The sequence below is a fragment of the Arthrobacter globiformis NBRC 12137 genome (genome assembly GCF_000238915.1).
Classification (GTDB): Bacteria; Actinomycetota; Actinomycetes; order Actinomycetales; family Micrococcaceae; genus Arthrobacter; species Arthrobacter globiformis.
This window is the reverse complement of the sequence record NZ_BAEG01000074.1, coordinates 41,871-68,652: the sequence shown is the minus strand read 5'-3', so window position 1 is coordinate 68,652 and position 26,782 is coordinate 41,871. Positions and strand designations below refer to the sequence as shown.

Sequence of the window (26,782 nt, the reverse complement as noted above, 5' to 3'; positions counted from 1 at the left end):
GAAGCAACCCGACCAGCGTAGTCCAGAATTCGCCAGGACGCTAATCGAAGACATATGGCGTCTGTCACGTCGTTGCCGGGATACGAATAGCAGGGTCAGCGCCACTTTCGGGCAAAAAAAATACCGCCGGAATCTTTCGATTCCGGCGGATTATCCGGTGGAGCTGAGGGGACTCGAACCCCTGACCCCCTGCATGCCATGCAGGTGCGCTACCAGCTGCGCCACAGCCCCGTATTCTTGTTGCTTCAGCTTCCGATCTCTCCGAAGCAACTCAAATATCTTAGACCAGCGTTTCCGAAAATTCCAAATCGGGCATATTCGGACCCGCGGCCTATTCCTGTTCGGCGGCGGCAGCGGCCTTTGCCGAAGCGTCGTCTCCCAGCTGCAGGTCCACTACCGGGCAGTCCTTCCAGAGACGCTCCAGGGCATAGAAGACACGGTCTTCCTCATGCTGGACGTGGATCACGACGTCGGCGTAGTCCAGCAGGACCCAACGGCCGGCCGAACGGCCTTCCCGCCGGACCGGACGGAGGTCCTGTTTGATGAGTTCCTCTTCAATGCCGTCGACGATGGCGTTGACCTGGCGTTCGCTGGGTGCCGAGGCGATGAGGAAAACGTCCGCCAGGGCCAGGCGTTCGCTGACGTCAAGGGCGACGATGTTCTGGGCGATCTTGTCCGCCGCGGCCCTGGCTGCATGCCGGGCTGTGGTGACGGACGATTCGGATGCGGTCACGGGACTCCTTGTGGTGATGAAAAGCGTAGGTGGTGGTACTGGCTGACGTCAGCGTGAAAGGCCGCTGATGATCATGATGACGCCGGCGACGAGGGCGATAGCGCCGAGCGCCACGACGCCAAGCTGAATCAGCCTCAGCCGGTTGGCCCGGGCGAGTCCGGCCGTGGCCGCGTCCAGGGGCTCCAGCCCGTAGGCGGACTTGGCTGACACCGGCGGCAGCGCTGAAACGTCGTCGCCGGACTCATCGGTCCAGGCATGTTGGCGGGCGCTGGCCGGAGGCGCAGCTGCCGAACGCGCGGCCGCTTCTGCCCGGGCAATGACCCGCGACCGCCCGGTGGACGGCGCGCTGGTGCGGGACGCCTTGGCGGCCCGGTTGCTCCGGGCCGGAACCCGCGGACCGGGGTTGGTCACCACTGGAACATGCGAGGTGGCCGGCCGCTTCATGACCGGACGGTCGACTCCGGGCACCTGTTCGAATTCCAGCGGCGTCACCATGGCGAGGTTGCTGGCTGTGGATGGACCGTTCTGACTGCCCTGCTGGGGCGTGTTCTGTTCGGCGAGCTTCTGCTTGGCCATGGCCCGCTTGTTGAGCACGGCGGCGCGTTCGGCGAGGGCAATCTGCTGGGCGAGGATTTCCGGATCCACGGCTTCAGGGTCTGTCGCCGCGATGTGTTCCATCTTGGCGATCTGGTTCCTGGCCTGTTCGGCGAGGAGTGCACGCGCTTCCAGGGCCTGCTCCACCGTCATGCCCTCGGGGAGGTCGTCCCCCGCCGGCGCCGCGGGCCGCGGACCCGGACCGCCGGAGGGCTGACCGCTGGAGGGCCGGCCGGCAGGTTTGGCTCCGGTGGCGGTAGCCGGTTTGCCGGCCGCAGCGGGCGGAGAGCCGGCTGAAGAAGCGGGCGATTTCCCGGTGGGGGCCCCGCCGTCGGCCGGCGGCACGACGGGCATTGCCGAAGTAATCGCCTGCTCCTTGAGCTGCATCAGCCGCAGCTGGCGGCGCGTCGGCGGGCCGCCGCCGGAGAGCTGCTCTTCCTTTTCGGCCAGCTCCTTGATGGTTCGCAGGGCTGCCCTGTCGCGGGCACGGATCTGGGACGAACGTTCGGCGGCTGAGCCGGCCGGCGGCGAGTCCACGGGGCCCGGCGCAACGCGGCGCACGCGTCCGGTGGCGGCGTCCTGCCGGTTGTCTTCGGAAGCGCGCGAAGAGTCCGTCTTTTCCGGCCCGGCAGGGGCGGATGTGCCCGGGCCGGGGGCGGCCGGACGCTTCGAAGCAGGCGGGTTCGCGGCGGGACCCTTTGAGGCAGATGGTTTCGAGGCAGGGGCTGACTCGCCGGCACCCGGAGGGGCGGCGTTCCGGTTCCTGGCCAGGGCTTCATCCCGGGCCTTGCGCAGTTCCCGGCGGCTGCGGATCGGTTGCTGTTCCTGACTCATCTCAAACTCATTCAGTGCTGGCTGGATCGTTTGTCTCGGTAGTTTCGGAGCTGCTGTTCCCGGCCGGTGCGGCGTAGAGCCCGTATTTTGCGATGTACTGCACCACTCCGTCCGGCACCAGGTACCAGACAGGGTTATGGGCGGCCACGCGGGCGCGGCAGTCGGTTGACGAGATCGCCATCGCGGGGACCTCGAGCAGGCTGACGTCCTTTCGGCCCATGCCGTCGAGCTCATGGCCTGGCCGTGTCACTCCCACAAAGTGGGCAAGTGACCACAGCTCGTCGATGTCCTTCCACGACAGGATTTGCGCCAGGGCGTCAGCTCCGGTGATGAAGAACAGGTCGGCGTCAGGCCGCTGCGTCCGCAGGTCGCGGAGCGTGTCGATGGTGTAGGTGGGGCCGGGACGGTCCACATCGACACGGCTGACGGTAAACCGCGGGTTCGACGCCGTGGCGATTACCGTCATCAGATAACGGTGCTCGGGTTCGCTGACCTGCTTGCTGGACTTCTGCCACGGCTGGCCAGTAGGTACGAACACGACTTCGTCGAGCCCGAACTTGGCGGCCACCTCGCTGGCGGCCACAAGGTGGCCGTGATGGATGGGATCGAAGGTCCCGCCCATCACGCCCAGCCGCAGCCGGCGCTGCGTATCCCTGTGGTGCAGTGCGGCGGAAATGTTAGTGGCCCTGGCCGTGGTCGTGCTTGTTGGGGTGCTGGCGGTGCGGGTCAGAGTGCTCATCAACCGCAGTGTGGCGGTTGCCGAGGTTGGTGTAGGAGAGGGTGACGAACATCAGCACTACGAAGATGGCAAACATCGAGATGCCGAAGACCCACGGCTCGGCCCACAAGGGTGCCCTCTCTTCGTGTTCTGCAACTGACGCGGCAATCTGCTGGAGCAGCATTTTCTCCCCTAGGAATAAAAAGGATGACGACGGCGGAAATTCCCGCCGGTCCGGACTTCTTTACTATGTTACCGCTATGTCAGGCGCGGACTTGGCCCTCGCCCTGGACGATCCACTTCGTGGTCGTCAGCTCGGTCAGGCCCATCGGGCCGCGGGCGTGAAGCTTCTGCGTGGAGATGCCGACCTCGGCACCCAGGCCCAACTCGCCGCCGTCGGTGAACCGCGTGGACGCGTTCACGATGACCGCGGCGGAATCGATTTCCGCGATGAAGCGCTCGGCGTTTCGCAGGTCGTTCGTCAGGATGGCTTCGGTGTGTCCCGTCGACCAGGTCCGGATGTGCTTCACGGCGTCGTCCAGGCTGTCCACCATGGCCACGGCCAGGTCCAGGTCCATGTACTCGGTGGCCCAGTCGTCTTCCGTTGCCGGCAGGGACTCCACCGACGCCGGAAGCGCAGCGCGCACGCGGTCGTCGGCATGCAGCCGGACACCCGCCTTGCTCAGGGCTGCGGCGACCGCGGGCAGAACCGTGGAGCCGGAGTGCACAAGGAGCGTCTCCACGGTGTTGCAGACGCTGGGGCGCTGCGTCTTGGCGTTGAGGAGGATCTCCACTGCCATGTCTTCGCTGGCTGACTCGTCGATGAAGATGTGGACGTTGCCCTCGCCGGTCTCAATGACCGGCACGGAGGAATTGTTGACGACGGTCTGGATCAGTTCACGGCCGCCGCGGGGAATCAGCACATCGACGCGTCCGCGGGCACGCATGAGCACATTGGCTCCCTCACGGCCGTACTGGTCCACCGTCTGTACGGCATCGGCCGGCAGGCCTACGGACTCCAGGGCATCGCGCAGCACGCGGATGAGGGCCTCGTTGGTGAAGGCCGCAGCCGAACCGCCGCGGAGGATCACGGCGTTGCCGCTCTTAAGCGCCAGGCCGGCGATGTCCACCGTCACGTTCGGACGCGCCTCGTAAATGGCCGCCACCACGCCCATGGGGACATTGACCTGGCGCAGGCGCAGGCCGTTGGGCAGGGTCTGTCCGCGCACCACATTGCCCACGGGATCGGGCAGCCCGGCCAGGTTCTCCAGGGCGTCGGCGAGGGCGGAAATGCGGGTGTCGTTCAGGGTAAGCCGGTCCAGGAGGGCGGCGGACGTGCCGTTGGCGCGGCCCGCTTCCACGTCCTTGGTGTTCGCGGCCAGGATCTGCTGCTTGTTTGCGAGCAGGGCGCTCCCGATGGCGCGCAGTGCCTTGTCTTTCCAGGCCCGGTTGGCGCGGCCCATGCTGCGGGCGGCCTGGCGGGAACGGTCGGCGATGGCGTAGACGGCCGACTCGACGTCAGCCGGGGTGGGCTGGCTGTCTGCCGGCAGGGAGGGGACCATCGTAGCGTCGTTGGATGTCTCAGCTGCTTGGTTCATCAGTGCCTCAGTCATCATTCAAGTCTAGGCGAGTCCGGCGCCTAGACCAGAACCAGGTCGTCAACGTGAACAACCTCACGGTCGAAACCGCGGCCCAGGGACTCCCCCAGTTCCACGGTGGAACGGCCCAGCATTTGCGGCAGTTCGTCGGCTGAATAGTTGACCAGGCCGCGGGCGATGACGGTGCCGTCGGGCGCCACCATTTCGACGGCGTCGCCCGATTCAAAGTGGCCTTCAACTGACGTAATACCGGCCGGCAGCAGCGAGGCGCCATGGTCCCGGACGGCGGTCACTGCGCCGTCGTCGAGAAGCAGGCGGCCCTGCACGTGCGCCAGGTGGGCGAGCCACATCATGCGCACGGACTTGCGGCCGCTGTTGACGGAGAACCACGTTCCCACGTCTTCGCCGGCCAGGGCGGCGGCCGCGTTGGCCGTCGACGTGACGAGGGCGGGAATACCCGAGTCGGCCGCCATCGTGGCGGCCTCGACCTTGGTCTGCATGCCGCCGGTGCCGACGCCGGCCTTGCCCGGGGTGCCGATGTTGACGCCTTCCAGGTCCTGGGGGCCGTCCACCTGCGGGATCCGCTTGGCTCCCTTTGCGGGCGGGCCGTCGTAAAGGGAATCGACGTCGGAAAGCAGCACCAGCGCATCGGCACGGACCAGGTGGGCCACGAGGGCCGAGAGCCGGTCGTTGTCGCCGAAGCGGATCTTGTGCGTGGCGACGGTGTCGTTCTCGTTGACCACGGGAACCACGCCCAGATTCAGCAGACGGTTCAATGCCCGGAACGCATTCTGGTGGTGGCTGCGCCGCATCAGGTCATCCGCGGTCAGCAGCACCTGGCTCACGGTCACGCCGTGCGCCGCGAAGGCGTGCGTGTAGCGGGCCATGAGCAAGCCCTGCCCAACGCTGGCTGCGGCCTGCTGCGTTGCCAGGTCGCGCGGGCGCTTGATAAGGCCCAGAGGTGCCAGCCCCGCGGAGATGGCACCGGAGGAGACCAGAATGATTTCGGTGCCCTCGTTGCTCTTGGCGGCCAGCGCATTGGAGAGTTCGATCAACGCCTCTTCGGAAATTCCGCCCTTGATGCTTGTGAGCGACGACGATCCGACCTTGACGACAATGCGGCGGGCTCTGGCGAGCATGCTGCGGTCGTCGGTTCTTGGTTCCTCGATGACAATTGCGGAATTATCAGACACGTGTGCGGGTTCACTCCTCATGTTGGGTGTTCAGTCCACTCTCCTTGAGCGGCCGTGCTGCACGGCGCCCACTGACTGATTCGGTCCAGATGCCCGCCTTGCGCTCGGCTTCCAGCTCGGCACGTGCCGCTGCCTTGGCCTCACGGCGTTCGATCTGTTCCTCACGCTTCTGGCTGCGGGTGGGACGGTCGCCGATGTCTGCGAACCGGACGTCCGTGCCGCGCGGCGACGCCAGCAGCTCGGCGCCAGCCATCATGGTCGGCTCCCAGTCGAACACCACGCCGTCGTCCTCACCGATCACTACGGTGTCGCCGGGCTTGGCGCCCTGCTTGAACAGCTCGGTTTCGACGCCGAGCTTGGCCAGCCGGTCGGCAAGGTAGCCAATGGCTTCCTCGTTGGTGAAGTCCGTCTGCTTGACCCAGCGCACGGGCTTCTCGCCCAACACGCGGAACAGCGGCTCCAGGTTCTTCTCCTCGCGGCGGATCCGGAAACCGGTCTCGTTGACGGCGCGGGGCCGGAGTACCGGTGCGTGCACCTTCGGCGGTGTGGCCTCCACGCTGTCGCGGGCGGCCTTGACGATCTCCGCCATGGCAAATCCGAGTTGCCGGAGGCCTTCGTGGCTCGTGGCCGAAACCTCGAACACGCGGTAGCCCCTCGACTCCAGCTCCGGGCGGACGAACTCGGCCATGTCCTTGCCGTCAAGCAGGTCGACCTTGTTCAAAGCCACCAACCGGGGCCGGTGGTTCAGCGGAACAACCTCGCCGTCGTTGCCGGCATAGCTCATATCAACGGCGTACTTCTCGAGTTCAGCTTCGATGATGGCGAGGTCGGAGAGTGGATCTCTGTCAGATTCCAGCGTACCGCAGTCCAAAACGTGAACCAAAGCGGCGCACCGCTCGACGTGCCGCAGGAAGTTGTGCCCCAGGCCCTTGCCTTCGCTTGCGCCTTCAATGAGCCCGGGGACGTCGGCGATGGTGAACCGGACGTCGCCCGCCTGCACGACGCCGAGGTTGGGGATGAGGGTGGTGAAGGGGTAATCAGCGATCTTCGGCCGGGCGGCAGACATGGCCGCGATCAGGCTGGACTTGCCGGCGGAGGGGAATCCAACCAGGGCGATGTCGGCAATCGACTTCAGCTCGAGGACGATGTCGCTGGCGTCACCCTCGATGCCAAGCAAGGCGAACCCCGGGGCCCGCCGCTTCTGGGAGGACAGTGCGGCGTTGCCCAGCCCGCCCTGCCCGCCGGACGCCGCGATGAATTCGGTGCCTTCGCCAACGAGGTCAGCAAGGACCTTGCCGTCCTTGGTCTTGACGACGGTTCCGTCCGGAACCGGCAGGACCAGGGTTTCGCCGTTCTTGCCGCCGCGCCAGTCTCCCATGCCGGGCCCGCCGTTCGTGGCGTGCCGGTGGGGTGCGTGGTGGTAGTCGAGCAGCGTGGTGGTCTGCGAGTCGACGCGCAGGATGACGTCGCCGCCGTCGCCGCCGTTGCCGCCGTCGGGTCCGCCCAGGGGCTTGAACTTCTCACGGTGCACGGAGACGCAGCCGTGGCCGCCGGTACCGCCAGATACGTGCAGTACTACCCGGTCTACAAAGCTCGCCACGGTGAATCTCCTCTATTGCTTAACTCGGCCGTCTTGAACGTCCAAATTGATTGTAGTGCGGTTAAAAGAACAGTGGAGCGGGCCATCATGGCCCGCTCCACCGGTTCAGATCCTGTTGTTACTCTGCAGCTGCAGCGGCAACGATGTTCACGACCCGACGGCCGCGGCGGGTGCCGAATTCAACAGCGCCTGCCTGCAGTGCGAACAGCGTGTCGTCGCCACCGCGGCCAACGCCTGCACCGGGGTGGAAGTGGGTGCCGCGCTGGCGAACAATGATCTCGCCTGCGGAAACTACCTGGCCGCCGAAGCGCTTGACGCCGAGGTACTGGGCGTTGGAGTCACGACCGTTGCGAGTGGAGCTCGCGCCTTTTTTATGTGCCATTTGGAATGCCTGCCTTTAAATTCTGGGGAATCTGCTGAAAACCTGAACAGTAACCGGTGGTTACTTGATACCGGTGATCTTGACCTTGGTCAGTTCCTGACGGTGACCCTGGCGCTTCTTGTAACCGGTCTTGTTCTTGAACTTCTGGATGACGATCTTCGGACCACGAAGGTCCTGGAGGATCTCAGCCGTAACCGTTACCTTGGCCAGGTCCGCAGCTGCGGAGGTGACCTTGTCGCCGTCTACCAGGAGCAGCGCGGGCAGCTCAATGGTGCTGCCAGCTCCACCGGCGACGCGGTTCAGGGTAACGAAGTCTCCAACGGAAACCTTCTCTTGGCGGCCGCCTGCGCGGACAATCGCGTACACCACTTGGGCACTCACTTCTCTCGACGTCTATTACTAAATTTGCGTGCGGAACCTGGGTCCGATGAATTGGCCTGGCTCTCGCTGTGCCTCAACGCCGTGGATTGCCCGGGGGAACCCGTGAGCTATCCCAGGAACAAGCCCGATTGGGCGATCCCGGGTCATAACCCAAGTGTTGGCGTAAGCACCGAAGATCTAGAATACGCTAATTCCGTCGTCGGCCGCAAATGAGGCTGGCACCGGCGGGTTGTCCGTGATAGGCGCCACACGGGCGCTGTTCCGGACATCCGATGCCGTGCGCGACTATCTTACCCGGCGCAGCGCCCGTTTCCGCTCAGCTGTGACGGCTCGGCGCGTCGAAGAATTCCACCTCGTAGCGGCAGGACTGCCGGAACGCGGTGATCATCGCTTCACGCTCCCCTGCCGACGCGGCACGGCCGGCGTCGTCGGCGATTTCGATGGCCCGCAGGGTCGCGGCGGCGAACTCCTCGTCGGCGTAGGTCCGCAGCCACTCGGCGTAAGGGTGCCCGGCCTGCGCCCCGGCGGCCACATATTCGGCGTGCAGGGTTTCCCCCACCTCGGCGTACAGCCAGAAGCAGGGCAGGACGGCGGCTACCAGCACCGCGTAACTGCCGCCCGCCGAAGCTGCGACCAGATGATCCACATACGCCTTCGTGACCGGGCCAAGTTCCGTCTGCACGGAGCGCGTGCTGAGCCAGTTGCGGTGCAGTTCCGATTCAACCTCCAGGCATTGCTGGGCTGAGTGCGCCCAGAACAGCTGCTCGGACTCGGTTGGCGCGAGTGCGCTGGCCCGCGCCAGCACACGGGAGTAGCCGTTGAGGTAAATGGCATCCTGGGCCAGGTAGTACGCGAATTCCCGCTCCGCCAGGGTGCCTTCGGCGAGTCCACGGATGAAGCCCAGGCCATAGATGGCTTCCAGGTCGGCAACGGTCTCGGCGCGCAGCAGTTCCGCGAACCCGCCCTTCCGTTCGGACTGGGCCAGGTGGTGGAAGTGGTTGATCGGTCCGTTGCCTGCGCCGACCTCTAGCTGCCCGGAGGTACGGAGCGCCCCGGCCAGCCAGGGCTTGACCGCCCGCAGGGACGCCTCCCAGTCGCCCAGCCGTGCCTGGGCCGTGGCCATGGCCGAGGAGAGCGAGCACCCGGTGCCGTGGCTGTTCCGCGTGCTAATCCGTTCGCCGGCAAACTCCACCACCTCAGCAGACAGCAGCCCGGCCGTGTTCACGAGGGCATCCGGGCAGGTTGAGCCGTTCAGGTGACCGCCTTTGACAAGGACCGTGGCACCGGTCCGGGCCGCTAGCCGCCTGCCCTGGTCAAGGGCGGCGGGCCAGTCCGCGGCCTCCGGTTCCCCGAGCAGCATGGCCAGTTCGGGCAGGTTGGGGGTGATCAGGTCCGCCAGCGGCAGCAGTTCGCCGAGGGCTGCCTCCGCGGACTCCTGCAGGAGGCGGTCACCGCTGGTGGCCACCAGCACCGGATCCACAACCACGACGCCGGGCCGCACCTTTTCGAGCCAGCCGCGGACTGCGGCAATCACGTGTGCATCGCCCAGCATGCCGATCTTCACGGCGTCCACCTGGATGTCGTCGCTGACGGCATCCAGTTGCGCTGACAGGAAGGTTGCCGGCGGAACGTGCACGCCGCGCACGCCGGTGGTGTTCTGGGCAGTGAGGGCCGTTATGGCGGCCATTCCGTAGCCACCGTGGGCCGCAATACTCTTCAGGTCGGCCTGTATGCCTGCGCCGCCGGACGGATCCGACCCCGCAATGGCAAGGACCCGGGGAACGTCGCGGGAGGTCCGGCCGGGCGGCGCCACGGTTTCCAGAAGGGAACCGGCGGCAGCCGCGGGTGCGGGCAGGAGTGATGCTGATGACAAGGAAGACATCCCTTCGCCGGTGCTAACCGGACAGGTTCAACGGGTTTGGATCTCAGCCGGCCCGTGCGCGGCACCCCGTGTCAGTCCCCCAGCCTAGCGGTTCGTCCGGGCCGGGACACGGAATTTGACGTTTGCGACAGGCTTCCGCGGTCTGTGCCCCGCCGCCTGGACATTGACCCATGCACTGGCCGGTGCCACATCCGCCGGACCCTGGCCCGCGCCACATCCCCCGGACCCAGAAAGGTCCGGCACCGCAGGCGCGGTGCCGGACCTTTCCATGAGTCAGCTCAGAGTTCGCAGGTCCTAGAGCTCTGAGGCGGGCACCCCGACGCCCAGGATGATCGGTTCGCTGGCGGGCTGCTGAGCCGCCTTGGGGGCTCCCTGTGCATCGCCCGCCTCCGGCGCCTTGGCCTCGTGCGAGTGCCCGGCAGCGGCCACCGGAGCAACCTCGTGGTGTTCCACGGATGTCTCGTTGGCTGCACCCTGGGCGCGGCTGGCACTGCGGTTGCGGCGCGGACGGCGGCTGCGCGACGGCTCGGCGGCGCTTTCGGCGCGCTGGGCTTCCGGCTGCTGGCTGGCAGGCCGCGCCATGGCAGGAGCATGCTCCTCCTCGGCGGGGGCGGGGGCGGCCGGAGCACCGAGGTGCGCGAAGGCTTCCTCCAGGCGGTGCAGCGTCAGGGCCGGCTCTTCCTTAACCGGCTCCTCGCTGTGATCCACAAACGGAAGAATGACTTTCTCGCCGCCGAAGGTGAGCACAGCACCGGGCCGTCCGGAGACGCTCTCCGTTTCCGGAGCGCGGTGCACCACGGGGCTTTCCGGTGCTGCGGCCGCGGGTGCAGCCGGCCGTGCGGCCTCACCCGACGCTGCGGCGCTGTGCGCTGCTTCCTCGTGCAAGTGGGCGGCGTGGGCCGCTGCCGCGATGTTGGCAAGGGCAGCGCGGGTCGCTTCAGCCTTGGCATGGCGTTCTGCTTCCGACGGTTCCGGATGGTGCACGGCAGCAGGGGCAGCCGGGGCAGTCTCGAAGGACGGCTGTCCACCCTTGCCGCGGCGGCGCTTCCGCTCGGACCGGGCAGGGGGCTGGACCTCTGCGCGGTGCACGTGGTGCTCCGCGGCCACGGTGTTGGCGCGGCGGTGCTCCACCGGCTCGTCATGGGTGACGACGCCCCGGCCGGCGCATGCCTCGCACTGCTCGCCGAAGACTTCCAGGAGGCCGGTGCCCATGCGCTTGCGCGTCATCTGCACGAGTCCCAGGGAGGTCACTTCGGCCACCTGGTGCTTTGTCCGGTCGCGGCCCAGGCATTCCACCAGGCGGCGCAGGACAAGGTCGCGGTTGGATTCCAGCACCATGTCGATGAAGTCGATGACGATGATGCCGCCAATGTCGCGCAGCCGCAGCTGGCGGACAACTTCCTCGGCTGCTTCCAGGTTGTTCTTGGTGACTGTCTCTTCGAGATTGCCGCCGCTGCCGGTGAACTTGCCGGTGTTGACGTCAACAACGGTCATGGCCTCGGTCCGGTCAATGACCAGCGAGCCGCCGGACGGCAGGAATACCTTGCGGTCCAGTGCCTTGTGGATCTGCTCGTCAATGCGCCAGGCGGAGAAGATGTCCTCGTCCTTGGTCCACTTTTCGAGCCGGCCCACCAGGTCCGGAGCAACGTAGGTGACGTAGGCCTCGATGGTGTCCCACGCTTCGTCGCCGGACACGATCAGCTTGGAGAAGTCCTCGTTGAAGACGTCCCGCACAACCTTGATGGTCAGGTCCGGTTCACCGTAGAGCAGTTCGGGGGCGAGTACCTTGGTGGACTTCGCCTGGCTCTCAATCCCCTCCCACTGGGCACGGAGACGGTTGATGTCGTGGGTCAGTTCCTCTTCGGAGGCGCCTTCAGCGGCCGTCCGCACAATGACGCCCGCGTCCTCGGGGAGGCGGTCCTTGAGGATCCGCTTCAGGCGGTTCCGTTCGACGTCGGGCAGCTTGCGGGAGATGCCGGTCATGGACCCGCCGGGGACATACACGAGGTACCGGCCGGGCAGGGAGATCTGGCTGGTGAGCCGTGCACCCTTGTGGCCCACGGGGTCCTTGGTCACCTGGACCAGGACGGAGTCGCCGGACTTCAGCGCGTTTTCGATCCGGCGCTGCTTGCCTTCAAGGGTGGCTGCGTCCCAGTTGACCTCACCGGCGTAGAGCACGGCGTTGCGGCCGCGTCCGATGTCCACGAAAGCGGCTTCCATGGACGGCAGGACGTTCTGGACCTTGCCCAGGTAGACGTTGCCGATCAGGGAGTCCTGCTGCGTCTTGGAGACGAAATGCTCAGCCAGGACCCCGTCCTCCAGGACACCGATCTGGATTCTGTCGTCGCGCTGGCGGACGATCATCTGGCGGTCCACGGATTCCCGACGGGCCAGGAACTCGGCCTCGGTAATCACGGTGCGGCGGCGGCCCGTGTCCCGCGATTCGCGGCGGCGCTGCTTCTTGGCCTCCAGGCGGGTGGAACCCTTGACGCTGGTGACGCGGTTGCTCGCCGGCGCCTCGCTGATGGTCCGCGGGGCACGGACGCGGGTGACCGTGTTGGGGGGATCGTCGTCTCCCCCGCCGGTCAGTTCCAGGTCCTGGTCACCGCGGCGGCGGCGGCGGCGACGGCGGGACGTCACGCCGTCTTCCGGCTGCGCCCCCTCGTCTTCGCCGGCTTCGTCAGAATCGTCAGTTCCCTCATCGCCGTCGGTAAGCTCGCGGTCGGTCCGGCTGCGGCCGCGGCGGCCGCGGCTGCGCCGCCGGCGGCGGCCGCCCTCGTCCTCCAGCTCGTCCTCGCCCTCCTCGGCTGCCACGTCCTCTTTGGCGGGAGCGGCAGGGCGGATGACGGTGTTCAGGTCAGGGGCCTGGAAGATGATCGATGTAACTGAGGCAGGCTCCAGGAAGAGCGAACCCAGGGGCGACTGCCCTGCAGCCTCTTCTTCGGGCTCTTCCTCGGCACCGGCTTCCTGTGCAGCCGCCTGTTCGGCAGGGGCTGCTCCGGCCGGCGCTGCCTGGGCTGCAGGGGCGCCAGCAGCCGGGGCGGGCACCTCCGTCCGGCCGGTTAGCGCCGTCTCAGTGGCAGTCGCGGCGGCGGCAGGCTCGGCAGACTCCGCCTGCTCAACGGGGCTTTCGGCCGGCTCCGCGGCTTTCGGTTTTGTTGCCCGGCGGCGGCGCACAGGCTTTGACTCGGCAGAAGGTTCCTCGGCGGCCGGAGCGGCCGCAGCCTCGACTGCCTGCTCCGTGGCGGCTGCCTGTTCGCCGGCTTCCTTCACGTCAACTTCGGCCCCGGCGGCTTCCGCAAACGCGGGCAACGGCTCTTCGGCAACCTTCTTCCGGGCGCGGGTCCGGCGCACCGGGGTCTTGGCCGGGGCCTCGGCGCCTTCGGCGACAGCGGACTCCGTCACTGCGGCATCAGCCACTGCGGCATCAGCCACTGCAGTGTCAGGCGAGGCCGCGGACTCCGCGTCCGCTGCTGTGGCCTTGGGCGGCGCCTTGCGCCGTGTCCTGGTGGCTTTCTTGGGAGCCTCAGCGGCTTCGCCGGCGGCAGCCGGTTCAACATTCACGGCTATAACCTGGTCATTATCCATATGTGGCAACACTCCTGCCCCTGACGTACCGCCACATTCGGCACCCATTGGGGCACATATTGTCAAAACCCGCAGGCATTGACAGAAGTCAATTGGATACCAGCAGGCTCGCACCGGCAGTGGGGTGCGGCAGGCCTGACAGGCCGGCGGGATTGTTACTGGAACCCGTTGTTTCTGACATCCACAACCAGGTGCCGTCCAATGGAAGGTGGGAGGCTGGATCTTCTTTCCAAAGCCTGCACCACTGCTCATTGGCGGTCTTGGGAACAAGCCACCGGACTGGAGTTCGAATGTGGTTCGCTCTCCAGCCACGTTTATTCTCTCATATTGCCGTTCAAATACGCTGTAATTGTGTGACAAAGCCGGTCAATGCGGCCTTTGGCGGTGAGTACAGACTGCCCCAAGCTGGCGGCGATACAATCTGGGCAGGAGCACCCCGGACAAAGGACGCCATCCCATGCCACGCATACCGCCTTCGACAGGCACGGACTACGAACAGGACCACCAGGACGGTGCCGGGCCCGCCGCGGCACGGGCCGGTGCCGCCGTACCGGCCATGACACGCGACCGCCCCTTCGGCTGGCTGCTGGTCATCACCGGCGTCGTGGGCTGGCTGGCATCGGGCATCCTGGTGCTGGAAAAGCTCGAGGTCCTCAAGGATCCCAACCACGCCACCGTCTGCGACGTGAACCCCTGGATTTCCTGCGGGCAGGTCATGCAGACGTGGCAGAGTTCACTCTTCGGATTCCCGAACATGTTCATCGGAATTGTCGCCTTCGCCGTCACGATCACCGCGGGAATGGCGCTGCTTGCCGGCGCCCGGTTCGCCCGCTGGTACTGGCTCGGGCTGCAGGCCGGCATCACGCTCGGCTTCATCTTCGTGGTGTGGCTGTGGTCCCAGGCCCTGTACTCCATCCGCATCCTGTGCCCGTTCTGCATGGTTGTCTGGGCAGCGATGATTCCGCTTTTTGTCTGGGTGACCGTGCGGAATGTGGTCCACGGCGTGATTCCGGCACCGGCGGGCCTGGCCCGGATCCTGGGCGACTCGGGCTGGATCATCACGGCGCTGCTCTATGTTGCCGTGATTGCGACGATCTTCTTCGCCTTCATCCAGGTGTTCGCCGGCACCTCAGGCTTCTAGCAGCGCGAACGCACACTTGGGCCCCGCTCAATTGCGCGAACGTACAGTTGTGGCCCCCCACTGCCGAGGAGTGAGGGGCCACAACTGTACGTTCGCGCCTGACCTGCCGGCGCGCTTAACTGGCGGGAGGCTTAGGCCTGGAACCAGATCTTGATTTCGCGCTCGGCCGAGTCCACGGAGTCCGAGCCGTGGACGAGGTTCTGCTGGACCTTCAGGCCCCAGTCGCGGCCGAAGTCGCCGCGGATGGTGCCGGGGGCCGCCGTCGTGGGGTCGGTGGTGCCGGCCAGCGACCGGAAGCCTTCAATGACACGGTGGCCTTCGAAGATCGCTGCGACGACGGGGCCGCTGAGCATGAACTCCACGAGCGGCTCGTAGAACGGCTTGCCCACGTGCTCCTCGTAGTGCTGCTCGAGCAGTTCCCGGCTGGCGTTGGTCTTCTTGAGTTCGGCAAGGGTGTAGCCCTTGGCTTCGATCCTCTTGAGGATTTCGCCCGTCAGGTTGCGGGTGACGCCGTCCGGCTTGATCAGGACAAGGGTGCGCTCAATGCTCACAGGTGCTCCAATGAGGTTGGTTGTGGGTTTCGACGGTAAGTCTACGGGGTCTGGTCGGTGCCTTCATTGCCGGAGGCCTCAGGGTGGGCGGCCTCCCACTCGGCCTGCTCGCGGTCCCGCTGGGCGGACTCGCGGTCAATCCGGATGCCTGCCCGGATGCCGTACCACCAGGCGAGGGCAAACAGCGCGCCCACAAGGAACATCATAGGTTCCGCGAAGCCGCTGAGGATCAGCACCAGCTGCAGGAGCCAGCCCAGCCCGATGCCCCAGGGCTTGGACAGCACGGCGCAGGCCAGGATCAGCACCACGCTCAGTCCGATGCCCACGGACAGGATCAGCGCCGGGGAGATCTCGGCACGGCGCAGGCCGAATACGGCCAGCGTGGCGAAGAAGACCACGAAGGCTTCCAGCAGCAGGACCGTCGAGGCGAACATGACCTTGGTGGACCGGCGTTTCTTGGGCATCCCCGGGCGCCATTCACGCTGGGACTTGGTGAGCCGCGCCATCAGGCGGCTGCCTTGCCAAGCAGGATGCGGGCGTCCGCCACCAGTGTGATCGAACCGGTCACCAGCACGCCGCCGGCGAGGTCGTCGTTGGCTTCGGCGCGCTCAACGGCCCACTCCAGTGCGTCGTCCAGCTTCTCGGCGATGTGCACGTTTTCCTCGCCAAAGCCGAGGTCGACGGCGAGCTCCGCCAGCTCCGCTGCGGGTACCGCCCGCGGCGAATTGGACTGGGTGAAGCAGAATTCCTCCGCGAGGTCGCCCAGTGATTCCTTGAGCTGGCGCAGGATCTCCGCGGCGTCCTTTTCCTTGAGCACGCCCACCACGACCACCAGCTTGCTGAAGCTGAAGGCCTCCTGGATTGCCTCGGCCGAGGCCCGGATGCCGTCCGGGTTGTGGGCAGCGTCCACGATGATGGTGGGGGCTGTCCGCACAACCTCGAGCCGGCCCGGGGACGAGACGGTGGCGAATGCCTCCTGCAGGACCTCCAGGGACAGCTCCTTCTCCCCGCCGCCAAGGAACGCCTCCAGGGCCGCCACGGCCACGGCGGCGTTCTCGGCCTGGTGGGCACCGTGCAGCGGAACCATGAGGTCCGGGTAGCGTCCGGCGATGCCCTGGACGGTCACCACCTGGCCGCCGACGGCGACCTGCCGCGACTCGACGCCGAATTCCACGCCTTCGAAGCGGAACGGTACCTGCACCTCCTTGGCCTTCTCCAGCAGGACCTGCGCGGCATCCAGCGGCTGGGCCGCGCTGACGAGGAAGCCGCCGGGCTTGATGATGCCGGCTTTCTCGTAGGCGATGTCCTCGGTGGTGTCGCCCAGCAGGTCGGTGTGGTCGAGGGAGATCGGGGTCACCACGGACACCTGGCCGTCGCCCACGTTGGTGGCGTCGGTGATGCCGCCGAGCCCCACCTCCATGATCGCCACGTTGACCGGCTGGTCGGCGAACACGGCGAAAGCCAGGATGGTCAGGCACTCGAAGTACGTCAGCCGGGGCTGGCCCTCGGCGGTGAGTTCGTCGTCGACGATCTGCAGGTAGGGCCGGATCTCGTCCCAGATGCGCACGAACGTCTCGTCGGAGACGGGCGCGCCGTCCAGGCTGATCCGCTCCGTCACCTTGGACAGGTGCGGGCTGGTGTAGCGCCCGGTGCTGAGGCCGTGGGCGCGCAGGCCGGCCTCGATCATCCGGGCCGTGGACGTTTTGCCGTTGGTTCCGGTGATGTGGATGATCGGATAGGCCTTGTTCGGCTCACCCAGCACATCCATGGCCCGGAACAGCGGCGCAAGCCGGGGCTCCATTTTGTTTTCCGGCGCCCGGCCCAGCAGCTCGGCGTAGACGCTCTCCACGGAGAATTCGTCGGTCATGTCTCAGGCCCCCACTTTTTCGACAGTGATGCGCGGTTCCGCCGCGTCGGCCGGCACGGCCTCCAGCTCGAGTGTCAGCGTTTCGGTCTTCACCAGTTCGGCGTTCGCCAGCAGGGCGTCGATGACGTTCTGCGCGGCGTTCACGGTGGTCCGGATCCGGTCACTCACGTTCAGCGCGGCGTCCTTGCGCGCCTGCTGGATGGCACGGACCATGTCACGGGCCAGGCCTTCGGCCTCGAGCTCGGGGGTGACCTCGGTGTTCAGAACCACGAAGCCGCCGGTGGGGAGCACTGCGGCAGCAGAAGACGCAGCTGCGGAACCGCCGTCGGACTCTGCCACCACGGTCTCCAGCGTGTATTCCTGCGGTTCCAGCTCAAGGCCGCCCGCGGTGACCACACCGGCGTCGGAGACGGACCAGTCGCCGGACTTGGACCCCTTGATGGCCAGCTGCACGTTCTTGCCGAGGCGCGGGCCGGCGGCCCGGGCGTTGACCACGAGTTTCTGCTCGATGCCGAACTCCTCCGGAGAGGCGCTGGCGGCATCCAGCAGGCGGACCGAGCGCAGGTTCAGTTCGTCGGCAACGACGGCGGCAAAGCCTTCCAGCGCATCTGCGCCGGGTGCCACGACGGTCAGTTCCTGCAGCGGCAGTCGGACGCGCAGGTTGGCGGCCTTCCGGAGCGAGGAGCCGGTGGAGCAGATCTGCTGCACGCGGTCCATGGCTTCGACCAGGGCGGCGTTGGACGGGAACAGCTGCGGGTCCGGCCAGTCGGCGAGGTGCACGGAGCGGCCGCCGGTGAGGCCGCGCCAGATCTCCTCGGAGACCAGCGGCAGCAGCGGCGCAGCCACGCGGCAGACAGCCTCCAGGGCGGTGTAGAGGGCGTCGAAGGCGTCGGCGCTCTCGTCAAAGAAGCGCTGCCGGCTGCGGCGGACGTACCAGTTGGTGAGCATGTCCAGGTAGCTGCGGAGTTCGTCGCAGGCCCCGGAGATGTCGTAGGTGTCCAGCTGGGCTGTCATGTTCCGGACGAGGTCGCCGGTGTTGGCCAGCAGGTACTGGTCCAGTGTGTCGGAATAGCCGTCGTAGCGCAGCTTGGCGTCGTAGCCCTGACCTCCGGCAGCAGCGTTGGTGTACAGGGTGAAGAAGCTGTACACGTTCCACAGCGGCAGGATGACCTGGCGGACGCCGTCGCGGATGCCCTGTTCGGTGACCACGAGGTTGCCGCCGCGCAGAATGGGGCTGGACATGAGGAACCAGCGCATGGCGTCGGAGCCGTCACGGTCCAGCACTTCGGAGACGTCCGGGTAGTTGCGCAGGCTCTTGGACATCTTCTGGCCGTCGGAGCCCAGCACGATGCCGTGGCTGATGACGTTCCGGAAGGCCGGGCGGTCAAACAGCGCGGTGGACAGGATGTGCAGCATGTAGAACCAGCCGCGGGTCTGTCCGATGTACTCCACGATGAAGTCGGCCGGGTTGTGGGTGTCGAACCAGGCCTCGTTCTCGAACGGGTAGTGCACCTGGCCGTAAGGCATGGAGCCGGAGTCGAACCAGACATCCAGCACGTCCTCCACGCGGCGCATGACGGACTGGCCCTCTTCGGGGGTGCGGGGATCGTCCGGGTTGGGCCGGGTCAGCTCGTCGATGAACGGCCTGTGCAGGTCCACCAGGCCATCCTTGTTCAGCGGCAGCCGGCCGAAGTCGGCCTCGATTTCCGCGAGGGAGCCGTACACGTCCGTGCGCGGGTACTCGGGATCGCTGGACTGCCACACCGGGATGGGGCTGCCCCAGTAGCGGTTGCGGCTGATGGACCAGTCGCGGGCGTTGGCGAGCCACTTGCCGAACTGGCCGTCCTTGACGTTGCCGGGGATCCAGTTGATCTCCTGGTTCAGCTCGGACATCCGGTCGCGGAACTTGGTGACCTCGACGTACCAGGAGGAGACTGCGCGGTAGATCAGGGGGTTGCGGCAGCGCCAGCAGTGCGGGTAGCTGTGCTCGTAGCTGGCCTGGCGGACCAGGCGGCCCTGGGCACGGAGCACCTGGGTGATCGGCTTGTTGGCCTCGAAGACCTGCAGCCCGACGATGTCGTGCAGGTCGCCGTGGGCGAACAGGTGCAGGAATTTGGCGCCCTCGTCCACGGAGAGGACCACGGGGATGCCGGCTTCCTCGCAGACCTTCTGGTCGTCTTCACCGTAGGCCGGGGCCTGGTGGACGATGCCGGTGCCGTCGGTGGTGGTGACGTAGTCGGCCACGAGGAACTGCCAGGCGTTCTGGGTGCCGTACTTTTCGGTGTCGGCGAAGTCGTGCCAGAGCGGCTCGTAGGTGAGTCCCTCGAGTTCGGCGCCGGTGTGGGTGGACGTGACGGCGGCGGCCGCGGCAGCGGCGTCGTCGTACCCCAGGTCCTTGGCGTAAGTGCCCAGCAGGTCTTCGGCGAGCAGGAAGCTGCCGGTGACCGGCGCCTCCGCCGAGGCGGCCTTGACGCCGTTCGGTCCGGCGGGCAGCACGGCGTAGCTGATGGAAGGCCCGACGGCGAGCGCCAGGTTGGTGGGCAGCGTCCAGGGCGTGGTGGTCCAGGCGAGCGCCTGCACACCGGCCAGCTGCCGGGACAGTTCCGACTCCCCCGCCTTGACGGGGAAGGTCACCGTGACGGTCTGGTCCTGGCGGTTCTTGTAGACGTCGTCATCCATGCGCAGCTCATGGTTGGACAGCGGCGTCTCGTCCTTCCAGCAGTACGGCAGCACGCGGTAGCCGTTGTACGTCAGGCCCTTCTCGTGAAGCTGCTTGAAAGCCCACAGCACGGACTCCATGTACTCGACGTTGAGTGTCTTGTAGTCGTTGTCGAAGTCCACCCAGCGGGCCTGGCGGGTAACGTACGCCTGCCATTCGTTGGCGTACTTCATGACGGAGGCGCGGCAGGCGTCGTTGAACTTGTCGATGCCCATGGCCTCGATCTGGGTCTTGTCCGTCATGCCCAGCTGCTTCATGGCTTCCAGCTCGGCGGGCAGGCCGTGGGTGTCCCAGCCGAAGCGGCGTTCAACGCGTTTTCCGCGCTGCGTCTGGTAGCGGCCCACCAGGTCCTTGGCGTAGCCGGTGAGCAGGTGGCCGTAGTGCGGCAGGCCGTTGGCGAAGGGCGGGCCGTCGTAGAAGACGAATTCGTTGCTGCCTGGGGCGCCGCCGGGAAGGTCGGCGCTGCGCTGGTCGATGCTTGCCTGGAAGGTACCGTCCTCATCCCAGTACTTGAGGATCCGCTCCTCGATCTCCGGGAACTTCACGGAGGCGGACACTCCTGCAGAGGAGCCCGGACCGGACGGGACTGCTGAGGCCTTGGGGTAATACGTCATCTCGACATCCTGGGTTGAGCTGGTGAACAAGTGGAACATTCAGGATGCGAGGACGGCGCGTCCGCAGTCATGCGACTGCACCGGCACCGCGGTACCACCTCACTTACCGCTGCCCAACCCCGGGGGGGGTTCGACGGCGGCCGCTCATTTGCTGCTGTGACGGGCTTACCCGTCCGGTTCTACTGGCCTGGTCCCCCGCGATCGGTTGTCAGCACCGCGGGCCGGGTGTTCTTCCGGAAGCTCACCGGTGATTGCCGGGTCAAAGCTGTTGGATCCAGTCTAACTGCTGTGGCCGCGGCGGCCACAACCATGAGCGCCGTCGGCCTAGACTCGGTCCATGACTGCTTCGGCCCGGGTGTTTGCGCTCTGCATTCTCCTGCCGGTCGCAGCGCTTTCGGTGTTCCGTGCCATCCCGGCCGAGTGGCCCACGCAGGTGGTGCAGCTGCTGTCCTTTACGCCGTGGCTGGTGATTCCTGCCGCCCTAGCACTTGCCCTGGCGTTGCTGGGCCGGCGGCCCGTGGTCACGGCCGCTGCCGTACTGCTCCTCGGAGCCCAGCTCTTCTGGCTGTGGACGCCGGACGCGGGTAGAGCGGACGCGGTACAGGACGGCGCAGGACAAACGGAGGCAGGCCGGACGGGTGCCGGCGCCTCCGATCCCGGCAGTACGGTTCCTTTGACCGTGATGAGCATCAATTCCCGCTTCGGCAGGGCCGACGCCGCCGAAATCGTCCGGCTGGTACGGGACAACGGGGTGGAACTGCTCGCCATCCAGGAGCACACCCAGGCGCTGGAAGACCGGCTCGCCGCCGAGGGACTGGGAACCCTCCTTCCCAACCGGATCAGCAGCCCCGTGGACAACGGCTCCGGCAGCGCAACGTACTCAAAACACCCCATCCAGGCCATCGGGCTGATTCCCGACAGGCCGTTCCAGATTCCGACCTTCCGGCTGACAGTGCCCGTTGCGGGTGCCGGCAACACCACCTCCGGCAACACAAGCCCGGGAAGGGCGGCCGCCACGCTCGAGGTCACGAACGTGCACACCGTCCCGCCGGTGGCTGGCCGCGTGGGGCAGTGGCGCAGCGACCTGGAATCGCTGGGCCGCCTGGTGGCCCGAATCGGGACGGACGGCCAGGGCAACCAGCTCCTGCTCGGCGATTTCAACGCCACCTACGACCACTCCGAGTTCCGCAGGCTGCTCGACGGCGGCCCGGGTGGCCGGAAGCTGGTGGACGTCGGCACGGCATCCGGGGCGCGGTTCACGCCCACCTGGCCGATGGACGGCCGGCCGCTGCCCGGCATCACCATCGACCACGTGGTCACCAGCGCGCGCATTCCGGCGTCGGGCTATGCCGTGCACCGCGTCGCCGGGACGGACCATGCCGCCGTGCTGGCCACGCTGGACGTCCCCGCGAACGGATAGAGGATGGCCTCAGGCCTGTTTGCGGATCAGCTTGTAGTTCGAGGCCTGCGCCACCGGTCGGATGACGATCTGGTCGAGGTTTACGTGGTGCGGTGCGCTCACGGCGTAGCGCACCACGTCGGCCACGTCCCCCGCGGTGAGCGGCTTCTCCACGCCCTGGTACACCTTGCTGGCGGCCTGAGCGTCACCGAGCCGGTTGAGGGCGAATTCCTCGGTCTGGACCAGGCCGGGCGCGATCTCGATGACCCGGACGTTGTGCTCGGCCTCTTCCAGCCGCAGCGCCCCGGTCAGGGCATGCTGGGCGAATTTCGCGGCGTTGTAGCCGCCCCCGCCTTCATAGGCATCCAGCCCGGCGGTGGAGGTCAGGTTCAGGACGGTGCCCTCGCCGTTTTCGCGCAGCATTGGCAGGAAGGCGCGCGTGAGCTTCATGGTGCCGAGGACGTTCACGCGGTACATCCACTCCCAGTCGTCGGTCACGGCCTGCCCCACACGGTCCGCCCCGCGGGCACCGCCGGCGATATTGACCAGCGTGTCGATCCCGCCGGCGGAGGTCACGTCTGCCAGCAGGCGGGCAACATCCGCGTCCTCGGCGATGTCCGCGGCCAGGGCGACGGCGCCGGTCTCGGCTTCCAGCGCGGCCAGCCGTTCCTGGCGGCGGGCGACGGCGTACACGGTCCAGCCATCGGCACGGAGCGCGCGCACGGTGGCCTCACCAATGCCGGAGCTGGCACCCGTTACGAGGGCGGCTTTGTTGCTGGACACGTCAGAGCTTGCGGATACCTCAGTCATGGCACCACCCTAGCGCCAACCGTAGGTGGGCGAGCCCAATGTTTACTTCCGCGAACCGCTGACCTTTTTCGGAGGGTTCACTTGGCTCGACCACGCGCCGCCAGGAACTCCAGCAGGACCCTGGCATGGTTCACCTCCGGATCCCGGGCCGCGTACAGCAGCGTCACCTTCCCGTGCTGTGCCGCCAGGTCCACGAGCTGGTCCACCGCCGGATTGCCCGCCAGTTCGTCCTCGTATCGGGCACGGAAGTCCGCGAACCGCTCCTGCATGTGGGCGAATTCCTGCCGCAGAGGCGGCGACGGCGCGACGCCCTTGAGCCACAGCTCCAGCTGGGCCCGTTCCTTGCTGACCCCGCGCGGCCAGAGCCTGTCCACCAGAACCCGGCAGCCGTCGTCGTGCGCCGGTTCCTCATAGATGCGTTTGATCGCAAAGGAAGCGCGTGCTTTGGCCATAGGCCGCATGCTACTCCCGCCGTCCGGCAGCGGGCACGCACTGCGGGCCGGAAACAAACGCCCGGCATGAAACAATTGCTCCATGGCTGAATCAACGCAGGGTACAGACACGCCCGCCACAACCCCCATCAACGTTCCCGACAAGCCGGCTTTGGAAGGCCTGGAGGCCGCCCTCACGCAGCGCTGGCTTGCGGAAGGAACCTACCGGTTCGACCCGGACACCACCCGGGCACAGGTCTACTCGATCGACACTCCTCCGCCCACCGCTTCCGGTTCCCTCCACGTGGGCCACATGTTCTCCTTCACGCAGACCGACGTGCAGGCACGCTACATGCGCATGACCGGCAAGAACGTCTTCTACCCCATGGGCTGGGACGACAACGGCCTGCCCACCGAGCGCCGCGTCCAGAACTACTACGGTGTCCGCTGCGATCCCGCCATCCCGTACAACCCGGATTACCAGCCGCCGGCGCAGCCGGCGAAGAACCAGCGCGACTTCGACGTCGTCTCCCGCCAGAATTTCATCGAACTGTGTGAAGAACTGGCCGTCGAGGACGAGAAGGTCTTCGAGAACCTGTTCCAGACCCTGGGCCTGTCCGTTGACTGGAACCTCACCTACCGCACCATCGACGACACGTCCCGGGCCGTCTCCCAGCGCGCATTCCTCGCGAACCTGGCCGCCGGCGACGCCTACATGGCCGAGGCCCCCACGCTGTGGGACGTCACGTTCCGTACCGCTGTGGCCCAGGCCGAGCTTGAGGACCGCGAGGTGCCGGGCGCGTACTACCGCTACCCGTTCTTCACTGCCGACGGCGAGAAGATCTTCATCGAGACCACCCGTCCCGAACTGCTCGCGGCCTGCGCCGCGCTGGTGGCAAACCCCGACGACGAACGGTACCAGCCGCTGTTCGGCAAGACCGTGAAGTCCCCCCTGTTCGACGTCGAACTGGAGGTCAAGGCGCACCCGCTGGCCAAGGCGGACAAGGGCTCCGGCATCGCGATGGTCTGCACCTTCGGTGACCTGACCGACGTCACCTGGTGGCGCGAACTCCAGCTCCCCACCCGCGCGATCGTGGGCCGCGACGGCCGCATCCTCGGCGAGACTCCGGAGTGGATCACCACGGATGCCGGCCGCGAGGCCTACGCCGCGATCGCCGGCAAGACGGTCTTCTCCGCCAAGGAGGCCGTCGTGGAGCTGCTCACGACAGCGGACCTGCTCGACGGTGAGCCCAAGAAGATCACCCACCCGGTGAACTTCTTCGAGAAGGGTGACAAGCCCCTCGAGGTGGTCACATCCCGCCAGTGGTACATCCGCAACGGCGGCCGCGACGAGGACCGCCGCGAACGCCTGATCGGCCGCGGGCAGGACATCGACTTCCACCCGTCCTTCATGCGCTCCCGGTATGAGAACTGGATTGCGGGCCTCAACGGTGACTGGCTGGTCTCCCGCCAGCGCTTCTTCGGCGTGCCGATCCCGGTCTGGTACCCGCTGGACGCCCAGGGCAACCCGGACTACGACAACCCTGTCCTCCCGTCCGACGACCTGCTGCCGGTGGACCCTGCGGCCGACGCCGCACCGGGCTACGACGAATCCCAGCGCGACCAGCCCAACGGCTTCTCCGGTGACGCTGACGTGCTGGACACCTGGGCCACTTCCTCCCTGACCCCGCAGATCGTGGGAGGCTGGAGCCGGGACGAGGACCTGTTCGCCAAGGTGTTCCCGTTCGACCTGCGCCCGCAGGGGCACGACATCATCCGCACCTGGCTGTTCTCTTCCGCCGTACGCGCCGACGCCCTGCAGGACGTCGCGCCCTGGAAGCATGCGGCCATCTCCGGCTGGATCCTGGACCCGGACCGGAAGAAGATGTCCAAGTCCAAGGGCAACGTGGTGGTGCCGACGGACGTCCTGAACGAGTACGGCTCCGATGCAGTCCGCTACTGGGCTGCCTCCGCACGCCTGGGCGCCGACACGGCCTATGAGATCGCCCAGATGAAGATCGGCCGCCGCCTGGCCATCAAGCTGCTGAACGCCTCGAAGTTCGTCCTGAACCTTGGCGCCACGGAAAACTCGGTGGTCTCCACGGACCTGTCCGTCCTGACCAACCCCCTGGACCGGGCATTGCTGGCGCAGCTCTCCGACGTCGTCGCCCAGGCCACCAAGGCGTTCGACAACTACGACTACGCCCGGGCTCTGCAGATCAGCGAATCGTTCTTCTGGCAGTTCACCGACGACTACGTCGAACTGATCAAGGACCGCGCGTACGGTGCCGCCGGCGAGACCGAACAGGCCTCCGTGCTGGCAGCCCTGGCCACCACACTGGATTCGCTGCTGCGCCTCTTCGCGCCGTTCCTGCCCTTCGCCACCGAAGAGGTCTGGAGCTGGTGGCGGACCGGTTCCGTGCACCGTGCCGCGTGGCCGGCGCCGCTGGAGATCACCGACGGCGACACCGGCATGCTGGGCACCGTGGGCATTGCGCTCAGCGGCATCCGCAAGGCCAAGTCCGAGGCCAAGGTCAAGCAGCGCACCGAGGTCCTGTCGGCGACGATTACGGCCCCGGAGTCGCTCGTGGCCCAGCTTCAGGCAGGGCTCGGAGACCTCAGGGCCGCGGCCAACGCGCAGGAGATCTCGCTCAACACGGGCGAGGGCGAGCTTACGGTCAGCAACGTGGAGCTGGCCCCGGCCGAGGAGCCGGCGCAGGCCTGATTAGACCAGGCCGAACACTTCGAAGCCCCATCAGCCTGACGCTGGTGGGGCTTCGGTTTTTGGGCCTCGGTTTTGGCCCACTGTTTTTGGGCAAAGGGGAAGCCCCATCAGCGTTTTGCCGTTGGTGGGGCTTCGACTTTTCGGCTGTCTGGTGACATCTTTGACAGTCTGGCAAGATCCTCAGAAATTTCAGGTCTTCCTACCTTGTCACCGGTAGCCTGCTTCTAACTTTGCCGAAGGCTGCGTTGGAAGCATGTCACTGAATCTTTGGTTCTTGCGTCTCACTTCTTTCGAAGTGGGTAAGTTCTATCTTTGTCCTCCGGTTCCGGATGCGCAAGAGCCCCGGCAGAACTACTCTGATGTAGTTCTGCCGGGGCTCAAACGGTCAGTCGAAGGCAGGGCTTTCGGTGCGGCTGCGCTTGATCTCGAAGAAGTGCGGGTAGGCCGCGAGGGTCACCGACGCGTCCCAGATCTTCCCGGCTTCCTCTCCCCGCGGAATACGAGTCAGGACAGGTCCGAAGAACGCGGTGCCGTTGAAGGCCACCACCGGCGTTCCGACGTCCTGGCCCACCAGGGAGATGCCCTTTTCGTGGCTGGCGCGCAGCTGGGCGTCGTATTCGTCGGAGCCGGCAACGGCTGCCAGTTCAGCCGGGAGGCCGCAGTCGGCCAGCGCCTTGCTGATGACGATCGAGAAATCCTTCTGGCCGCCGTCGTGAATCTGCGATCCCATGGCGTCATACAGCGGCTTGACCACGTGGCCGCCGTGCTGTTCCTGCGCGGCGATGATGACCCGGACCGGGCCCCAGGCCTTGTCCATGGCTTCACGGTATTTGGGATCGAGGTCGCGCCCTTCGTTCAGCACAGACAGGCTCATCACATGCCACTCCGTTGTGATGTCACGGACGGCCTCCACCTCGCCGATCCAGCGGGAGGTGATCCAGGCGAACGGGCAGAGCGGGTCGAACCAGAAATCGGCCTTGTTGGCGGCGGTTTCAGACACAGCAAATCTCCTCAGGGAAGTC

The 26,782-nt window shown here is 66.6% G+C and carries 21 protein-coding genes, 1 tRNA gene and 1 riboswitch; of the genes, 3 read left to right on the top strand and 19 right to left on the bottom strand.

Features of this window, described 5'->3' with window-relative positions; genetic code table 11:
* Positions 1–158: 158 nt before the first annotated feature.
* From ARGLB_RS13720 to ARGLB_RS13665, 12 genes are all read right to left on the bottom strand, one after another.
* Positions 159–231, bottom strand: a tRNA-Ala gene (locus ARGLB_RS13720).
* A 100-nt stretch (positions 232–331) separates the two neighbouring features.
* Positions 332–733 carry a ribosome silencing factor gene (gene rsfS / locus ARGLB_RS13715; RefSeq protein WP_003803440.1) on the bottom strand — a complete coding sequence of 134 codons (402 nt, stop codon included), beginning with the start codon at positions 731–733 and terminating at the stop codon, positions 332–334.
* A gap of 48 nt (positions 734–781) precedes the next feature.
* Entirely contained in the window at positions 782–2,161 is a 1,380-nt protein-coding gene (locus tag ARGLB_RS13710; RefSeq protein ID WP_003803437.1) for a hypothetical protein, read from the bottom strand.
* Positions 2,162–2,168: 7 nt separating this feature from the next.
* Complete coding sequence (gene nadD, locus ARGLB_RS13705) at positions 2,169–2,900, bottom strand: nicotinate-nucleotide adenylyltransferase (RefSeq protein WP_280959910.1); 732 nt, start codon at positions 2,898–2,900, stop codon at positions 2,169–2,171.
* Positions 2,839–3,063 (bottom strand): hypothetical protein, encoded by a 225-nt coding sequence (locus ARGLB_RS13700; protein WP_003803432.1) that lies wholly within the window; start codon positions 3,061–3,063, stop codon positions 2,839–2,841. The genes nadD and ARGLB_RS13700 overlap by 62 nt, the downstream gene beginning before the upstream one ends.
* Before the next feature lie 79 nt (positions 3,064–3,142).
* A complete protein-coding gene (locus ARGLB_RS13695) occupies positions 3,143–4,492 on the bottom strand; it encodes a glutamate-5-semialdehyde dehydrogenase (RefSeq protein WP_043419167.1) in 1,350 nt (449 codons plus the stop codon).
* 26 nt (positions 4,493–4,518) lie between these two features.
* A complete protein-coding gene (gene proB, locus ARGLB_RS13690; protein ID WP_050934365.1) occupies positions 4,519–5,616 on the bottom strand; it encodes a glutamate 5-kinase in 1,098 nt (365 codons plus the stop codon).
* Positions 5,617–5,680: 64 nt separating this feature from the next.
* Positions 5,681–7,270: a GTPase ObgE gene (gene obgE, locus ARGLB_RS13685; RefSeq protein WP_003803427.1), complete on the bottom strand. Its 1,590-nt coding sequence runs from the start codon at positions 7,268–7,270 to the stop codon at positions 5,681–5,683.
* Positions 7,271–7,388: 118 nt separating this feature from the next.
* Positions 7,389–7,652: a 50S ribosomal protein L27 gene (gene rpmA / locus ARGLB_RS13680; RefSeq protein WP_003803426.1), complete on the bottom strand. Its 264-nt coding sequence runs from the start codon at positions 7,650–7,652 to the stop codon at positions 7,389–7,391.
* 60 nt (positions 7,653–7,712) lie between these two features.
* Positions 7,713–8,021, bottom strand: coding sequence for a 50S ribosomal protein L21 (gene rplU, locus ARGLB_RS13675; protein ID WP_003803420.1), 309 nt, complete (start codon positions 8,019–8,021; stop codon positions 7,713–7,715).
* Between the two features lie 328 nt (positions 8,022–8,349).
* The gene (gene thiD / locus ARGLB_RS13670; RefSeq protein WP_175304993.1) at positions 8,350–9,915 is read right to left on the bottom strand and encodes a bifunctional hydroxymethylpyrimidine kinase/phosphomethylpyrimidine kinase; all 1,566 of its coding nucleotides are present in this window, start codon (positions 9,913–9,915) and stop codon (positions 8,350–8,352) included.
* Positions 9,898–9,994, bottom strand: a riboswitch (TPP riboswitch). (Overlaps the previous gene by 18 nt.)
* A gap of 215 nt (positions 9,995–10,209) precedes the next feature.
* On the bottom strand, positions 10,210–13,503 hold the full coding sequence (locus tag ARGLB_RS13665; RefSeq protein WP_043419164.1) for an Rne/Rng family ribonuclease: 3,294 nt from the start codon (positions 13,501–13,503) through the stop codon (positions 10,210–10,212).
* Positions 13,504–13,960: 457 nt separating this feature from the next.
* On the opposite strand from ARGLB_RS13665, the gene ARGLB_RS13660 reads away from it, so the two are divergent.
* The gene (locus tag ARGLB_RS13660; RefSeq protein WP_003803415.1) at positions 13,961–14,644 is read left to right on the top strand and encodes a vitamin K epoxide reductase family protein; all 684 of its coding nucleotides are present in this window, start codon (positions 13,961–13,963) and stop codon (positions 14,642–14,644) included.
* A gap of 131 nt (positions 14,645–14,775) precedes the next feature.
* Here the strand turns inward: ARGLB_RS13660 and ndk are convergent, their stop codons facing one another.
* The 4 genes from ndk to ileS are packed head-to-tail and all read right to left on the bottom strand — an operon-like array spanning position 14,776 to position 20,395.
* The gene (gene ndk, locus ARGLB_RS13655; RefSeq protein WP_003803412.1) at positions 14,776–15,195 is read right to left on the bottom strand and encodes a nucleoside-diphosphate kinase; all 420 of its coding nucleotides are present in this window, start codon (positions 15,193–15,195) and stop codon (positions 14,776–14,778) included.
* Between the two features lie 41 nt (positions 15,196–15,236).
* Complete coding sequence (locus ARGLB_RS13650; RefSeq protein WP_003803410.1) at positions 15,237–15,701, bottom strand: DUF4233 domain-containing protein; 465 nt, start codon at positions 15,699–15,701, stop codon at positions 15,237–15,239.
* On the bottom strand, positions 15,701–17,062 hold the full coding sequence (locus ARGLB_RS13645) for a bifunctional folylpolyglutamate synthase/dihydrofolate synthase (protein WP_003803408.1): 1,362 nt from the start codon (positions 17,060–17,062) through the stop codon (positions 15,701–15,703). The genes ARGLB_RS13650 and ARGLB_RS13645 overlap by 1 nt, the downstream gene beginning before the upstream one ends.
* Before the next feature lie 3 nt (positions 17,063–17,065).
* Positions 17,066–20,395 (bottom strand): isoleucine--tRNA ligase, encoded by a 3,330-nt coding sequence (gene ileS, locus ARGLB_RS13640; RefSeq protein ID WP_003803406.1) that lies wholly within the window; start codon positions 20,393–20,395, stop codon positions 17,066–17,068.
* Between the two features lie 337 nt (positions 20,396–20,732).
* Between ileS and ARGLB_RS13635 the strand changes: the two genes are divergently transcribed.
* Positions 20,733–21,815: an endonuclease/exonuclease/phosphatase family protein gene (locus tag ARGLB_RS13635; protein WP_003803405.1), complete on the top strand. Its 1,083-nt coding sequence runs from the start codon at positions 20,733–20,735 to the stop codon at positions 21,813–21,815.
* Positions 21,816–21,824: 9 nt separating this feature from the next.
* Here ARGLB_RS13635 and ARGLB_RS13630 read toward each other — a convergent pair whose 3' ends face one another.
* Entirely contained in the window at positions 21,825–22,604 is a 780-nt protein-coding gene (locus ARGLB_RS13630; RefSeq protein WP_003803403.1) for an SDR family oxidoreductase, read from the bottom strand.
* Positions 22,605–22,681: 77 nt separating this feature from the next.
* On the bottom strand, positions 22,682–23,056 hold the full coding sequence (locus ARGLB_RS13625; protein ID WP_003803401.1) for a DUF488 domain-containing protein: 375 nt from the start codon (positions 23,054–23,056) through the stop codon (positions 22,682–22,684).
* Positions 23,057–23,138: 82 nt separating this feature from the next.
* Here ARGLB_RS13625 and valS point away from each other — a divergent pair, with 82 nt between their 5' ends.
* Positions 23,139–25,760, top strand: a complete 2,622-nt coding sequence (gene valS, locus ARGLB_RS13620; RefSeq protein ID WP_003803399.1) for a valine--tRNA ligase — start codon at positions 23,139–23,141, stop codon at positions 25,758–25,760.
* Between the two features lie 385 nt (positions 25,761–26,145).
* Here valS and ARGLB_RS13615 read toward each other — a convergent pair whose 3' ends face one another.
* Complete coding sequence (locus ARGLB_RS13615) at positions 26,146–26,760, bottom strand: mycothiol-dependent nitroreductase Rv2466c family protein (protein WP_003803397.1); 615 nt, start codon at positions 26,758–26,760, stop codon at positions 26,146–26,148.
* Positions 26,761–26,782: the final 22 nt, after the last annotated feature.